The sequence below is a fragment of the Pseudomonas haemolytica genome (genome assembly GCF_009659625.1).
Classification (GTDB): Bacteria; Pseudomonadota; Gammaproteobacteria; order Pseudomonadales; family Pseudomonadaceae; genus Aquipseudomonas; species Aquipseudomonas haemolytica.
In genome coordinates, this window is the sequence record NZ_VOIW01000001.1 from 723,175 (window position 1) to 736,520 (window position 13,346).

At 57.5% G+C, this 13,346-nt stretch carries 14 protein-coding genes; 5 read left to right on the forward strand and 9 right to left on the reverse strand.

Annotated elements, in window-relative coordinates; translation table 11 throughout:
* The first annotated feature begins 102 nt into the window (after positions 1–102).
* Entirely contained in the window at positions 103–1,011 is a 909-nt protein-coding gene (locus FRT59_RS03280; protein ID WP_034118503.1) for a LysR family transcriptional regulator, read from the forward strand.
* On the opposite strand, the gene FRT59_RS03285 is transcribed toward FRT59_RS03280, so the two are convergent.
* The 4 genes from FRT59_RS03285 to FRT59_RS03300 are packed head-to-tail and all read right to left on the reverse strand — an operon-like array spanning position 1,008 to position 3,470.
* Entirely contained in the window at positions 1,008–1,493 is a 486-nt protein-coding gene (locus FRT59_RS03285) for a DoxX family protein (RefSeq protein ID WP_153870379.1), read from the reverse strand. The genes FRT59_RS03280 and FRT59_RS03285 overlap by 4 nt on opposite strands.
* Complete coding sequence (locus tag FRT59_RS03290; RefSeq protein ID WP_153870380.1) at positions 1,490–2,266, reverse strand: HvfC/BufC N-terminal domain-containing protein; 777 nt, start codon at positions 2,264–2,266, stop codon at positions 1,490–1,492. Before FRT59_RS03290 ends, FRT59_RS03285 begins: the two co-directional genes overlap by 4 nt.
* Positions 2,263–3,141, reverse strand: a complete 879-nt coding sequence (gene bufB, locus FRT59_RS03295) for an MNIO family bufferin maturase (RefSeq protein WP_153870381.1) — start codon at positions 3,139–3,141, stop codon at positions 2,263–2,265. Before bufB ends, FRT59_RS03290 begins: the two co-directional genes overlap by 4 nt.
* A gap of 23 nt (positions 3,142–3,164) precedes the next feature.
* Positions 3,165–3,470 carry a BufA1 family periplasmic bufferin-type metallophore gene (locus tag FRT59_RS03300; RefSeq protein WP_153870382.1) on the reverse strand — a complete coding sequence of 102 codons (306 nt, stop codon included), beginning with the start codon at positions 3,468–3,470 and terminating at the stop codon, positions 3,165–3,167.
* Positions 3,471–4,246: 776 nt separating this feature from the next.
* Here FRT59_RS03300 and FRT59_RS03305 point away from each other — a divergent pair.
* Genes FRT59_RS03305 through FRT59_RS03320 form a run of 4 tightly spaced genes read left to right on the forward strand, consistent with a single transcriptional unit; the run spans position 4,247 to position 8,240 of the window.
* Complete coding sequence (locus FRT59_RS03305; RefSeq protein ID WP_034118509.1) at positions 4,247–5,239, forward strand: nitroreductase family protein; 993 nt, start codon at positions 4,247–4,249, stop codon at positions 5,237–5,239.
* Positions 5,239–5,934, forward strand: coding sequence for a hypothetical protein (locus FRT59_RS03310; RefSeq protein WP_034118510.1), 696 nt, complete (start codon positions 5,239–5,241; stop codon positions 5,932–5,934). Before FRT59_RS03305 ends, FRT59_RS03310 begins: the two co-directional genes overlap by 1 nt.
* Positions 5,935–5,957: 23 nt before the next feature.
* Positions 5,958–6,935 carry a phytanoyl-CoA dioxygenase family protein gene (locus tag FRT59_RS03315; protein ID WP_153870383.1) on the forward strand — a complete coding sequence of 326 codons (978 nt, stop codon included), beginning with the start codon at positions 5,958–5,960 and terminating at the stop codon, positions 6,933–6,935.
* Positions 6,936–6,947: 12 nt separating this feature from the next.
* Positions 6,948–8,240 (forward strand): MFS transporter, encoded by a 1,293-nt coding sequence (locus FRT59_RS03320; RefSeq protein WP_162524813.1) that lies wholly within the window; start codon positions 6,948–6,950, stop codon positions 8,238–8,240.
* A 48-nt stretch (positions 8,241–8,288) separates the two neighbouring features.
* On the opposite strand, the gene FRT59_RS03325 is transcribed toward FRT59_RS03320, so the two are convergent.
* From FRT59_RS03325 to FRT59_RS03345, 5 genes are all read right to left on the reverse strand, one after another.
* Positions 8,289–8,990 (reverse strand): ABC transporter ATP-binding protein, encoded by a 702-nt coding sequence (locus FRT59_RS03325; protein ID WP_034118512.1) that lies wholly within the window; start codon positions 8,988–8,990, stop codon positions 8,289–8,291.
* Between the two features lies 1 nt (position 8,991).
* The gene (livG, locus tag FRT59_RS03330) at positions 8,992–9,759 is read right to left on the reverse strand and encodes a high-affinity branched-chain amino acid ABC transporter ATP-binding protein LivG (RefSeq protein ID WP_005785832.1); all 768 of its coding nucleotides are present in this window, start codon (positions 9,757–9,759) and stop codon (positions 8,992–8,994) included.
* A complete protein-coding gene (locus FRT59_RS03335; protein WP_034118513.1) occupies positions 9,756–11,009 on the reverse strand; it encodes a high-affinity branched-chain amino acid ABC transporter permease LivM in 1,254 nt (417 codons plus the stop codon). Before FRT59_RS03335 ends, livG begins: the two co-directional genes overlap by 4 nt.
* Positions 11,006–11,929: a high-affinity branched-chain amino acid ABC transporter permease LivH gene (livH, locus tag FRT59_RS03340; RefSeq protein ID WP_003193535.1), complete on the reverse strand. Its 924-nt coding sequence runs from the start codon at positions 11,927–11,929 to the stop codon at positions 11,006–11,008. Before livH ends, FRT59_RS03335 begins: the two co-directional genes overlap by 4 nt.
* Positions 11,930–12,156: 227 nt before the next feature.
* Positions 12,157–13,284 (reverse strand): branched-chain amino acid ABC transporter substrate-binding protein, encoded by a 1,128-nt coding sequence (locus FRT59_RS03345; protein WP_153870384.1) that lies wholly within the window; start codon positions 13,282–13,284, stop codon positions 12,157–12,159.
* Positions 13,285–13,346 lie beyond the last annotated feature (62 nt).

Here is a 13,346-nt window from a genome sequence, read left to right on the forward strand (position 1 = left end):
TGCTGTTCCTCCAGGGGTTAAGTGAGGGTTCAGTCTAGTGTGGCTTTTTAGTCGGATAAACGCGCTAATAGGCAACCTTTGGTTTTCAAATGGAAACAATCCATGAGCGAAATGGATGACCTGGCGGCCTTCGCGGTGCTGATCGAAGCTGGCAGCTTCACTGTGGCGGCCGAGCAACTGGGTTGCAGCAAGGGGCAGTTGTCCAAACGCATCAGCCAGTTGGAAGCGCAGTTTGCCGTGGTGCTGCTGCACCGCACCACGCGCAAGCTGAGCCTCACCGCCGCCGGTGCGGCATTGCTGCCTCAGGCACAAGCGCTGGTGGTGCAAGTGGAGCGCGCACGCCAGGCGTTGGCGCGGCTCAAGGACGATCTGGCCGGCCCCGTGCGTATGACGGTTCCGGTGTCATTGGGGGAAACCTTCTTCGATGGCTTGCTGCTGGAGTTCTCCAAGCAATACCCACAGGTGCAGATCGAGCTGGAGCTGAACAACAGCTACCGGGACCTGGCACGGGATGGCTTTGACTTGGGCGTACGCTCGGGGGCCATCGAAAATGAACGCCTGGTGGCCAAGCCTTTACTGGCCTGGCACGAGATGACCTGCGCCAGCCCGGCCTACCTTGAACAGCACGGCGAGCCGCTGACCCCGGCAGACCTGGCGGCCCACACCTGTCTGCTCAACAGCCATTACAGTGGCCGTGAGGAATGGCTGTATCACCAGCAGCACGAACTGCTGCGGGTACGGGTAAGCGGCACCTTCGCCTCCAACCACTACAACCTGTTGAAAAAAGCCGCGCTGGTGGGTGCCGGTATTGCGCGCCTACCGTCCTACGTATTACCGACGGAACTGGCTGACGGCCGATTGCGCTGGCTCCTGCGCGACTATCAGACGCGCAGCATGCCGATGTACCTGGTTCATCCCTATCAAGGTGGCCTGCCGCGCCGTACCCAGGTATTGGCCGACTACCTGGTGGACTGGTTCAAGCGCAGCGGCGAGGCGCTGGACCGGCTTTAGCGATAGCGACGGGCAATCAACTGGTCGATGGACAGGCAGCCCGGTCCCTTGGCGAGTAACAGCAACAACAGCGCGATCCAGGTGCCGTGGGTAGGGTAGGCGTCAGGGTAGACGAACAACTGGATGGTCAGGGTCATGCCGATCAGGGCAAGGGCGGAAAAGCGCGTGGCGAACCCCACCAGGATCAGCACCGGGAAAAAGTGCTCGGCAAAGGTTGCCAAGTGCGCGGCCACTTCCGGTGACAGTAGCGGCAGGTTGTATTCGCTGCGGAATAACCACAACGTCGAAGCAGCAAGTTTGGGTTCGCCCACTTGGAACGTACCGCTGATCAGATCAATGGCAAAGCCTTCAACTTTGGTCTGCCCGGATTTCCAGAACACCGCTGCAATGGAAAAGCGTGCAATAAAGGCGATCAGGCTGTAGGGGATGTTTTCGAACAGTGCGACGGTCCGTTTTACCAGGCAGGGAGCGGAAGTGTTCATGGCGATACCTTTTGTTCCAGATGCAAATGGGTAATAACGTCGTGGCTGATCAGCAGCGTGAGGCATTGGTGCAGGTCGAATTCGTTCGAGGCTTCAAGGGCCTTGGCTACGGCCACCTCTAGTCCGGCGCCGTGGCTGAGGCTGTTGATAAACGTCACAGATCCGCTGTCGATGGCGAATACCTTGACCACCAGCCCTTGGCGCAAGACCAGCGCGCCCTGGGCGTGCCAGGGGGCCAACGTGGCAATAGGACCGTCGGTCTGGTGCGCCGCCCATACCGCGACAATTGCGTACGGGGAGTTCAGCGTGGCGAGGGAGGGGTGCAGTTGCACACGTAACTGCCCCAGTCGCGCTACGCCTTGCAGTTGCTGGAGCACGCTGTGCTGACTCAATGGCTGGCTGTCCGCTGCGTGGTAAGCGCGAACCCGAAGGTGTTCCAGCCGAGCGACATCTGCCAGGTAAGGCACACTTGAGGCCGGTTCAAAATCCTGAATGAAATCGGCAAGTGTGCTGCCGTATTCGCTGATCAACGGGCTGGTAGGCGGCTGGCCTTGTACGTACAGGCCGGCCATGGCGTGGAAAAATTCATCGCCGACCAGTTGCCGCACCACTGGGTAGGCGGCTGCCAATCCATTGATCAACGAGCTGTGGACATTATTGCGATACACCGCGAAGCGGCTCGCCGGGTCGGCACCGTTGCTGCTGAACACACCCTCGGGACAGGCGGCGTCTGGCGTCAGCAAGGCGTGAGCAAATGCCTGTTGAATGCTCATCGGGCCACCTGCGACAAATACCATTGCGCTTGCCGGGCTTCGGCCTGCAATACGCTGAGTGCTGGCACCTGGTTATCCCGCTCGATCAGCGTGGCCACTGGCCCGGTTCGTGTCAGTACCTGCTCGTACAACTGCCACACGGCGTTATCGATAGGCGCGCCGTGGTCATCGATCAGCAGGCGGTCGCCCAGGCTGTCCGTGTCTTCGGCAAAGCCGGCCAGATGAATCTCACCGACTGCGTGCAATGGCAGGGCATCAATATAGGCCAATGGCGCGCGCTGGTGATTGATGCAGGAGACGTAGACGTTGTTGACGTCCAGCAACAGGCCGCAACTGGTACGGCGGACGATCTCGCTGATGAAGTCGGTTTCGTCCAGGGTAGAGCGCTCGAACTGCAGGTAGGTGGAGGGGTTCTCCAGCAACATCGGCCGCTTGAGCGTGTTTTGTACTTGGTCGATGTGCTCGCACACCCGGTTCAAGGTGCTGGCGTCGTAGGCCAGGGGTAATAAATCGTTGAGAAACACCGGGCCGTGGCTGGACCACGCCAGGTGTTCGGAAAATGACTGGGGTTGATAGCGTTCAATCAGCGTGGCCAGCCGTGCCAGGTGCTCACGGTCCAGCGGGGCTTCGCCGCCGATGGACAGGCCCACGCCGTGCAACGACAGTGGGTACTGCGCGCGGATCAATCCCAGGTAGTGATGAAACGGGCCGCCGGCCACCATGTAGTTTTCGGCGTGTACTTCGAAAAAACCGATGTCGGGGCAGGTCTCGAGCACTTGCGCGAAGTGCTCGGTCTTTAGCCCCAGCCCGGCCCGCAAGGGGAGGCCGGGCACCTGAGCCGGTGAGACCGTGTAGTGAGGAGTAGGCGTCATCATCGTTACTCAGGCGGCGCTGGGTTTCAGGATTTGGCGGCGAAGGCGGCTTCCTGGCCGAAACCGGTCGGCGAGGTGTTGCTTGGGGTCTTGGTGCAAGTGCCGGCGGGGACCAGTTTCCAGGCGTCGGCCTGGTCTTTGGTTTTGGAGGTACCGGCGCAGGAAGTGCCGGCGCCTGCGGCGCAATCGTTCTTGCCGGCTTCAGCCACGCCGAAGCATTTCTGCATGTCGTCGGCTGCGTGAGCGGTATTGGTCAGGGCGGAAAGACTCAGGGCCGAACCCAGGGCCAAAACGAGGGTAGCGGCGGACAGCGAACGGGTTTTAGTAGTCATGGTGTATCTCCAGCAGTGAGGTTTGTGTAAGGAAGCGTTGGTGCTTGCTTACCCCACTAGAGTGAGGACATCCCAATGCGTTACAGCGGCTGACAAAAAAATTCAACGCGCCGGCAAAAAGCGCTCGCGAATGCCTGAGCCAAGAGCTTCAGGCATTCGCGAGTTCATGCTGCATTTTGCGCACATTGCTATCAGCCAAATCACGTGAGGGACGATTGATGACGTTCGCTCAGTGCCATTCTTGAATTAATACGGGAACATCATCTGATCTGGTTTTAGTACAGATACATTATGTAAGCCGACTATTTAGTTTTTAAATACACGGCGTGGTTTCTTACGTATTCACTTCTAAGTGTCTGCGTTTTCGGGGCGAAGAGGTAGTTCGTGGAGGGTGGCGAGTCTTTTGTACAGAGGCTTTTTGTTTGGATTAAGTGCTTTGTCCCCATTCTTGGGCGCATACATTAGTTTTTTGTATAGAGAACAGTCAGTTGTAAATTTAAGGATTTATTCTTTTGACTTTTGTTTTTTGGATGTTTAGTTTGTTTTTGCCGGCGACAAATGAAATGCGCAGTTCACGAACGACTCTGCTGGAGAGTGTTCCAGTCTAACTAAGAAGGAATGTGACAATGAAAGAAGTAAAAGTAGCCCTGCTGCAAAGTGCCACCTGCAACTTGATGCATGTGAAACTGCCTTCCAAGCCAAAGCCGGTAAAAGTGGCTAAATAAGGAAGCAGTGGGCCTGGAGAGTTAGCTCTCCAGGCCTTCAAGGAGCAGCTTATGTACTTTATAACTCCAGCGGTATTAGTATTCGACGACGGCAAAGAAGAATGTTGGGTTGAATACTCTTCAGGCTGTAACGGCGTCAAAATTTCCAAAGGCTTGGGCAGGTTCATTGCCGAGCACTGCGGTCGGGCGGTAAATGCCGATCACTTGAAAGCAGCGATCGCACTCGATAACACCCTCAGTGAGGCGGACATCGGTACCTTGCTGGCTAACGTCTGTACGCCGGTAGTGGATGAGCCCAAATCCGGTTATCACCTGGCCACACAGAATCACCCCTTTCTTGACATGTCCCAAGGCCTATCGGCGTTGGAGGCAGACGCCCGGATCATGGCCGCCTACGTCAAGGAACATCAGTATCCGCCCGTCGAGCTGAGTGTTGACTCAAGTCACGATGTCGCGATCATTGACGCGGTCAACTTGGACATCGACGAGCTGCGCAATTCTGTTTTTTATCAGTTCAGTATGATTTTGTCGGGGACGTTCGGCGTGCGCTTGCACCAACCAGCGTATTACGACGGCGAACGTGATTATCACCAAGTTGAGTTGCTGAAGAAGTCCATCCCTTCAGGCGGTGCCAGGCACCCCACGGAATGTTTTGTTGAAGTCCATCGTTCGCCGCTGCTTGAGCCGGGTGTCTACTATTTTTCCCCGACCAAGAGTTCGCTGCAACTGCTCTCCCGCACATTGCCGGCCTCCATGGATGCCGAGCGCATTTCAAACTCCGATGCCGATTGGGTGGTAAGGCTGGTGTTGTGCGCTGCGGTGAGACGTTCAATGTTCCGTTATCGCGACCCGCGCAGTTTTCGTGCCTTACTGGTCGATGCCGGGCATGCAGAGGCTCAATTGTCGGCGTTGGCAAGTTATTGCAACTGGCATTACACATCACGGTTTGTCGTGGACTTTGAGTACGCAAAAGACTTTACGGATGAGTCATCGGATGACGGCCTTCCGGCGTTTTCAATCGGGTTGCTGGAGGGGTGGAATTAATGATGTACGTAAGCCAGTGCGGTAATGAGCGTTTGATCCCCGAGACGTGGGAACACCATAACTGGGAACGCCCCTATGTATTCCTGAAGACATTGCAGAGTGATCTTGCGGCTCGGCCGCAGGCTTTTCAAAGTCATCGTTACCTTTTGGATAAGCTAGTGTCCGGGTATGACCTCAAGCGGGCTATCTCGAGACGCAGCTTTACTTCAGTTGCCGAGCGGGACGTTCCCTCCTCGGTACTGGTGGCGGTCCTCAGGTGCCTTTACCAGGCGTTGGCCCAGGAGACACATCTCTTCGCTGGCGTCGTGACCCAGGGTGTACAAGGTTGGGCGGATGCAGCATGGTCGTTGGACCATACGCCCAGAGCGCTCAAACGTTCGGATCGCCCCAGTGACAGCGAGGTAGTCGCCAAGATCATTCAGGGCCAAGGCTGGGCTGGGGGTAACGGCATCACGGTGCTGCTTGGAATCAATTGGCAATTTGCCGTTGACGCATTCACCGATCCCGATATTGCCTATGCCAAAGCCTTGTTGGATGTGGGGCGTGTCGGTCATGCCTTGTTATTGGAAGGGCAGCATCAAGGTCTCGTGGCCAGAATGACCCCGGCGGTACATGAAGAAACAGCGTCGCAGATGCTGCGCCTGAGTGAAGAAAGGGATGTTCTTTATGCCATTCGGCTGGTTTTTCCAGGCTGAGTGCGTCGCAAGGAGTTGCAAAAATGAACAGACTTTCGCCGCTGAGGGATGCATACGAGCGAGAGGGCTACGTCGTTGTTCGCAAGTTGCTGGACAACGAGACGCTGACGGTACTTGCTGAAAAAGTAATGCAGCAATTGCTCCATCATCGGATAGCGGACGGTTTTACCCACAGGGGGCAGCCTCGATTCACGGAGCCCGCGCAGCCCGACGCCGACCTGCTTAAGTTCGTCGACGTCATGCGCTCTGAGCTGACCGAAGTACTTTTTCAGGCCCCAGCAGTGATCGAGGTGATGAAAGTGCTACTCGATACCGATGAGGTGTTTGTCCACCCGGTCAAATGGGTGCGGGGTCTGGCGCCATTGGATTCTTCGCTGCACTGTTCGCCCGGCGTTCACCAGGACTTTCCGGAACTGCAAGGCAGTGACCGGCAAATCACCTTATGGGCGCCGTTTTTTAATGTCGATGAGAGTTCGGGGTCGCTGCCGGTTTATAACAAAAAGCCCGGCGAGACCCTGTTACCGCTCGAGCTGGCGCTCAATCCATCAGGCTGGCAAGTCTGCCCGCAAGTGCTGGGCACAAAGAACGTGTTCGAATTACAGCCGGGTGATGTGCTGTTGTTCAATACCTTCACCCCGCATGGGGGCGCCACCAATACCGGCGAGGGTTGGCGTTGCAGCATCGAGGCTCGGTTTCAACCGCTGGCTGATCCGTTGGCGCTCAGTAACTTTGCCAAGCCGCTGTTGACCCAGGATTGGCAAACGTTCTATGAGGGTTGGCATACCTGGGGTTTTTACTGGAAGGACAGGCATCCACCCCTCACACCCTTTGATCCGTCCTGGGAACAATGGCGAGACCTGACGGCGATCGGTGAAGCGGTTAAAGGAAACAAGAACGCCGTGGCAGCACTCGAAATCGCTGCGAAGTTCGGAGTGTCCGAACCCGTCAGGTCTTGTGCCCAGCGGTTGCTAGAGTCCTTTGAATGTAGTTACGACCAATAGGGTGCTTTGGCTGTGAAGAACCGATTTACAGATTTTTTCATCAGCAGGAATTTTTCATTCCTATGGCTGGGGCAAGCGCTTTCATCGTTTGGCGAGTTTGTTTTTGAAAGCACGGTCATCGTCTGGTTGGTGACGGACTTGTTTCACAACAGTGCCTTTTTACCGACGGCAGTGGGCCTGGCAGTGGCGGCCTCGGCCATCCCGCGTGTGTTTGTGGCGCCACTCGCCGGAGCCTGGGTTGATCGAATGGCCCCGCTGTACGTGATGATCGCGGCGGATGCTATTCGGGTGCTCAACTTCCTGATCTTTTTCGTGATCTATTCGCTGGCAGGGCTTGATCAGATGCAAGTGCTTGCCGGGGTTCTGCTGTTGTTGTTGGTTAACAGCACCGCTGCGCAATTTTTCAACCCGTCGCGTCAGGCGATCATGCAGGTGGTCATCCCTTCTGCGCGACGCGTTGAAGCTTCAGCCAAGGCGATGTTTTCCTTGACGGGTATTTCAGTGTTGTCGGCTTCCCTTGGGCCGGCGTTATTTGTGTGGGTAGGGCCTGCTGTGGCACTGCTGATCAATGTGCTGGCCTTTACGTGTTCGGCACTCTGTATTGCCTCCACCCAAGGCCTGCGCAGGACGTTGCTGGCCGAGCAGCAACGGTTGCCTTTCTGGCATGGGCTGCTCGCGGGGCTGCGGTTTTCCTGGGGGCACGCGTCCATTCGCACGCTGCTGATCGGTGTTGCGCTGTATGGGTTTTCACTGGGGGTCAATAATGTTGCACTGTCCTTGTATGCGTTCAAAACCCTGGGCTTGAGCCCCTATGAATACGGCTTGATACTCGCGGCGTTCCCAGTGGGAGGCTTGATTGCCGCCGTGCTGGTGCGGCCGTTGCTGAAGTCCTTGAGTACACGTCAGGCATTTACTATTTCGTTGCTGTGCATGGGTTTCAGCTACCTGGCGTACTCGCTGCATCCACCGTTTTACCTGGCTTGGGCACTGATGTTCTGCTGCGGGCTGTTCTTTTCGGTGTTTGCGATTGTTCAAGGGCCGATGCTTCAAGAGGCTGTGCCTGAAGGCTATATGGGGCGTGTATCCGCAACGGTCACACCCGTGCTGGCCATCGCATCGCTGACCGGTACGCTGGTGTGTTCCCAAACGCTTAACCTGGCGCAGAGCGTTATCGGGTATTTCGATATGCCGCTGGACGTGTATGGCCTGTATATCTTCCTCGCGGCGGGCTTGCTGTTGACGGGGGGCGGATTGATGCTGGTCGGCCAACGGGCCAGCAAAGGTCAACTTGCCGCGAGCCTCTAAATCGCAAAAAAAACGGCCCGAAGGCCGTTTTTTGTTGACGCCAATGGCTCAGCCACCGAGATAGGCTTCACGCACCTTCGGATCCGTCAGCAATTGCTCGCCCGTACCCTGCATCACCACCCGGCCGTTTTCCAGCACATAGGCGCGGTCGGCAATTTTCAGCGCCTGGTTGGCGTTCTGCTCCACCAGAAACACCGTTACACCGTCCTTGCGCAGTTGTTCGATGATGTCGAAGATCTGCTGAATGATGATGGGTGCCAGGCCCAGGGAAGGCTCGTCCAGAAGCAACAGCTTGGGTTTGCTCATCAGCGCCCGGCCGATGGCGAGCATTTGCTGCTCGCCGCCGGACATGGTGCCGCCACGCTGGCTGAAGCGTTCCTTGAGGCGCGGGAACAGGTGCAGCACCTTGTCCATCTGCTCCTGGTAGTCGCCCTTGTCGGTAAAGAACCCGCCCATGGCCAGGTTCTCTTCCACGGTCAGGCGGGAGAACACCCGACGACCTTCCGGTACCACGGCAATGCTCTTGCGCATGATCTCGGCGGAGTGCTTGCCCACCAGCTCTTCACCCATGTAGCGGATACTGCCGCTGTGAGCCTGGGGCGAACCGCACAGGGTCATCAGCAAGGTCGATTTGCCGGCACCGTTGGCGCCGATCAGGGTGACGATCTCGCCCTGGCGCACTTCCACATTGACGTCGTGCAGGGCCTGGATCTTGCCGTAGAAAGTGGAAACGTTTTCGAATTGCAGCATTTTACGCTTCCCCCAGATAGGCTTTGATCACTTCAGGATTGTCGCGGATCTGTTCCGGGGTCCCGTCGGCCAGCGGCGTGCCCTGGTTGATCACGACGATGTGGTCGGAAATGCTCATGACCAGTTTCATGTCGTGTTCGATCAACAGCACCGTGGCGTTGTTTTCCTCACGCAGCACGCTGATCAGCGCCTTGAGGTCTTCGGTTTCCTTGGGGTTCAGGCCGGCGGCGGGTTCGTCGAGCATCAGGATCCGCGGACGGGTCATCATGCAACGGGCGATTTCCAGGCGACGCTGCTGACCATAGGCCAGGGTGCCGGCCGGGCGGTTGGCGAACTCGGTCAGGTTGACCTTGTCCAGCCAGTACGCCGCGTACTCCATGGCTTCGCGCTCGCTCTTGCGGAACGCCGGGGTCTTGAACAGGCCCGCAAAGAAGTTGGTGTTCAAGTGACGGTGTTGGGCGATCAACAGGTTCTCCACCGCCGTCATATCCTTGAACAACCGCACGTTCTGGAAGGTGCGCACCACGCCCTTGCGGGCGATCTCGTGACCGGCCAGACCCTGGATCGGCTGGCCGTCCAGCAGGATGCTGCCACCGCTCGGTTTGTAGAAGCCGGTGAGGCAGTTGAACACCGTGGTCTTGCCGGCGCCGTTCGGGCCGATCAGCGCCACAACCTGTTTCTCTTTGACGGTCAGGGCCACGCCGTTGACCGCCAGCAAGCCGCCGAAGCGCATGCTCAAGTTTTCGACTTTAAGGATCTCGCGGCTCATTTGCGCAGCTCCATGTGTGGACGTTGCATAGGGAGCAAGCCTTGAGGACGCCAGATCATCATCAGCACCATCATGGCGCCGAACATCAACATGCGATATTCGCTGAACTCACGCATCATTTCCGGCAGCAGGATCATCACGATCGCCGCCAGGATCACGCCCAGTTGCGAGCCCATGCCACCCAGTACCACGATGGCGAGGATGATCGCCGACTCGATAAAGGTGAACGACTCCGGGGTCACCAAGCCTTGGCGAGCGGCGAAGAAGCTACCGGCGAAACCGGCGAATGTTGCCCCGAGGGTGAATGCCGAGAGTTTGATGACTGTCGGGTTCATGCCTAACGCACGGCAGGCGATTTCATCTTCGCGCAACGCTTCCCACGCACGGCCTATCGGCATGCGCAGCAAACGATTGATCACGAACAGGGCGGCCAATGCCAGCAGCAGCGCCACCAGGTACAGGAACACCACTTTGCTCACTGGGTTGTAGGCAATCCCGAAGTACTCGTGGAAGGTCTGCATGCCTTCGGCTGCGGTACGGTCGAATGACAGCCCGAAGAACGTCGGCTTGGGGATGCTGCTGATGCCGTTGGGGCCACCGGTGATATCGGTGAGGTTACGCAGGAACAGACGGATGATTTCACCGAAGCCCAGGGTCACGATGGCCAGGTAGTCACCACGCAGGCGTAACACCGGGAAGCCCAGCAGGAAGCCGAACGTGGCCGCCATCAGACCGGCGAGTGGCAGACAGACCCAGAAGCTCCAGCCCAGGTAATGCGAGAGCAGCGCGTAGGTGTAGGCACCCACGGCATAGAAGCCCACATAACCCAGGTCGAGCAGACCAGCCAGGCCCACCACAATGTTCAGGCCCAGGCCCAGCAACACGTAGATCAGGATCAGGGTGGCGATGTCGACCGCGCCGCGCGAACCGAAGAACGGCCAGATCAATGCGGCGATGATCAGGCCGATGATGATGTAGCGCTGGGTGCGCGGCAGGGTCAGGAATTGGCTGACCTTGGGCGACACCAACGGGCCACGGTTGCCCTTGAACAAGGCACCGACCTGCTGGGTAAACAGTACGCGCAGGAACATCAGTACCGAACACAGGGCGATGATGGTCAGGGTCACGGGACCGGTGCCATGCACTTCCAGGTTGATGCCGACAATGCTCAGCTTGAGGCCGAGTACCGGAAAGGCCACGGCCCAGACCAGCAAGGCGCTGAAAAACGCCGATTTAAGATATCTGCTCATACTTTCTCAACCTCCGGACGGCCCAGGATGCCGGTCGGACGGAACAACAACACCAGAACCAAAAGGCCGAACGCCACGACGTCCTTGTACTGGTCACCGAAGATATCGGCGCCAAAGGCTTCGGCCACGCCCAGCACCAGCCCGCCGAGCATGGCGCCCGGAATGCTGCCGATGCCGCCCAATACCGCCGCGGTAAAGGCCTTGAGGCCCACCAGGAAACCGGCGTTGGGGTTGATCACGCCGTATTGCATGCTCAGCAACACGGCCGCCACGGCTGCCAGTGCGGCACCGATGACGAAGGTCAGGGCGATGATGTTGTTGGTGTTGATGCCCAGCAGGTTGGCCATCTTGATGTCTTCGGCGCAGGCCCGGCAGGCGCGCCCCAGACGGGAGCGGGAGATGAACAGGGTCAGGCCCAGCATGGCCACCAGGGTGACGACGAAGACCAGGATCTGCATGTACGAAATCAGCACTTCTTGTGCGCCACCTGGGCCGAAGGAGATGCTCCCCGGGATCAGGTTGGGAATGGACTTGTCCTTGGAGTCCTGGGACAGCAATACGGTGTTCTGCAGGAAAATCGACATGCCGATGGCGGAAATCAGCGGGATCAGACGGTTGCTGCCACGAAGGGGACGGTAGGCAACTCGCTCGATACTGTAGCCATAGGCACTGGTCACGATGATCGATGCCAGGAACGCGGCGGTCATCAACAGCGGCAGAGAGTGGATCCCCATCATGGCCAGCCCGGCAAGGGCGATGAAGGCCACGTAGGAACCAATCATGTACACCTCGCCATGGGCGAAGTTGATCATTCCAATGATGCCGTAAACCATTGTGTAGCCAATGGCTATCAAGGCATAGGTGCTGCCAATGGTCAGGCCATTAACCAGCTGTTGGAAAAAATGATAGATCTCAGGCATTACAGCGCTCCTAAAAACCCGATACGCATTTCACTGGTGGAGTCATTTCCGGCTCGGTGCCCTGTTCTGTGACCAGGTTGCACAAAGCGTTTGCCAGCGAACCGCTGGTGACGGTTTTAAGATTTTCAGGTGAGCCAGCGCCCGGATCGCGGGTGACATGGCCCATAAACCTCGTAAAACAAAACCCACTGCTTGCACAGTGGGCTTGTTGACCAGTAATGCCTGGCTTACTGAGGGGAAACTTCGGTTTTTGGTTTACCGAAGTGCCATTCGTAGACCACGAACTTGAAGTCCTTCAGGTCGCCCTTGGCGTCGAAGCTCAGATCGCCAGTCGGGGTCTTGAAGGTACCGGCGTGGATGGCCTCGGCCACTTTGGCGGTGTCTTCGCTCTTCGCGGCAGCGATACCGCCGGCGATGACTTCAACCGCCGAGTAGGCCGGGAACACGAACGGACCGGACGGGTCCTGCTTGTTCTTGGCGAACTCTTCAACGATGGCTTTGTTGGCAGGGTCTGCGTCGAAGGATTTCGGCAGGGTCACCAGCAGGCCTTCGGAAGCGCCCTGGGCGATTTGCGAGATGGAGTCGTTGCCGACGCCTTCAGGCCCCATGAACTTGGCGTTCAGGCCTTTTTCCTTGGCTTGGCGCAGGATCAGGCCGAGCTCAGGGTGATAGCCGCCGTAGTAGACGAAGTCGACGTTGGCTTGCTTGAGTTTCTGGATGATCGAGGAGAAGTCCTTGTCACCTGCGTTCAAGCCTTCAAAGACGGCAACCTTGGTGCCTTTCTTCTCCAGGGTCTGTTTAACCGCAGTGGCGATGCCTTCACCGTATTGCTGTTTGTCGTGCAGTACGGCAACGGTCTTCGGTTTCACGTAGTCGGCGATATAGTTGCCGGCTGCTGGGCCTTGCGCGCTGTCGAGGCCGATGGTGCGGAAGATCAGCTTGTAGCCACGGGAGGTGATTTCAGGGCTGGTGGCGGCCGGGGTAATCATGATGACGCCTTCGTCTTCATAAATATCCGACGCAGGCTGAGTGGAGCTGGAGCAGAGGTGACCGACTACGAACTTGACGCCGTCGTTGACCACTTTGTTGGCGACTGCAACCGCTTGTTTCGGATCGCAAGCGTCGTCGTATTCCTTGGCTTCAAGCATTTTGCCATCGACGCCGCCCTTGGCGTTGATGTCCTTGATGGCTTGCTTGGCACCCATGAATTGCATGTCGCCGTATTGCGTCACCGGACCGGTCTTGGGACCGGCGATGCCGATCTTGATGGTGTCGGCTGCGAACGAATGGCCGGCAACCCCAGCCAGGACCATAGCGGCAAACAGTTTGGAAATCTGCTTAGTAGCCTTATTCATAGTGCTCCACTCTTACTGTTGTATTTTTTATAGTTCTAGCGGCCTTGTGAGCTGCAGAACCG

Excerpts from the sequence above, each read along its gene's own strand:
- FRT59_RS03300 (WP_153870382.1), bottom strand. The coding sequence starts at position 3,470 with ATGACTACTAAAACCCGTTCGCTGTCCGCCGCTACCCTCGTTTTGGCC.
- FRT59_RS03285 (WP_153870379.1), bottom strand. The coding sequence starts at position 1,493 with ATGAACACTTCCGCTCCCTGCCTGGTAAAACGGACCGTCGCACTGTTC.
- FRT59_RS03315 (WP_153870383.1), top strand. The coding sequence starts at position 5,958 with ATGAACAGACTTTCGCCGCTGAGGGATGCATACGAGCGAGAGGGCTAC.
- FRT59_RS03325 (WP_034118512.1), bottom strand. The coding sequence starts at position 8,990 with ATGCTGCAATTCGAAAACGTTTCCACTTTCTACGGCAAGATCCAGGCC.
- FRT59_RS03345 (WP_153870384.1), bottom strand. The coding sequence starts at position 13,284 with ATGAATAAGGCTACTAAGCAGATTTCCAAACTGTTTGCCGCTATGGTC.
- livH (WP_003193535.1), bottom strand. The coding sequence starts at position 11,929 with ATGCCTGAGATCTATCATTTTTTCCAACAGCTGGTTAATGGCCTGACC.
- FRT59_RS03305 (WP_034118509.1), top strand. The coding sequence starts at position 4,247 with ATGTACTTTATAACTCCAGCGGTATTAGTATTCGACGACGGCAAAGAA.
- FRT59_RS03290 (WP_153870380.1), bottom strand. The coding sequence starts at position 2,266 with ATGAGCATTCAACAGGCATTTGCTCACGCCTTGCTGACGCCAGACGCC.
- FRT59_RS03280 (WP_034118503.1), top strand. The coding sequence starts at position 103 with ATGAGCGAAATGGATGACCTGGCGGCCTTCGCGGTGCTGATCGAAGCT.
- FRT59_RS03310 (WP_034118510.1), top strand. The coding sequence starts at position 5,239 with ATGATGTACGTAAGCCAGTGCGGTAATGAGCGTTTGATCCCCGAGACG.
- bufB (WP_153870381.1), bottom strand. The coding sequence starts at position 3,141 with ATGATGACGCCTACTCCTCACTACACGGTCTCACCGGCTCAGGTGCCC.
- FRT59_RS03335 (WP_034118513.1), bottom strand. The coding sequence starts at position 11,009 with ATGAGCAGATATCTTAAATCGGCGTTTTTCAGCGCCTTGCTGGTCTGG.
- livG (WP_005785832.1), bottom strand. The coding sequence starts at position 9,759 with ATGAGCCGCGAGATCCTTAAAGTCGAAAACTTGAGCATGCGCTTCGGC.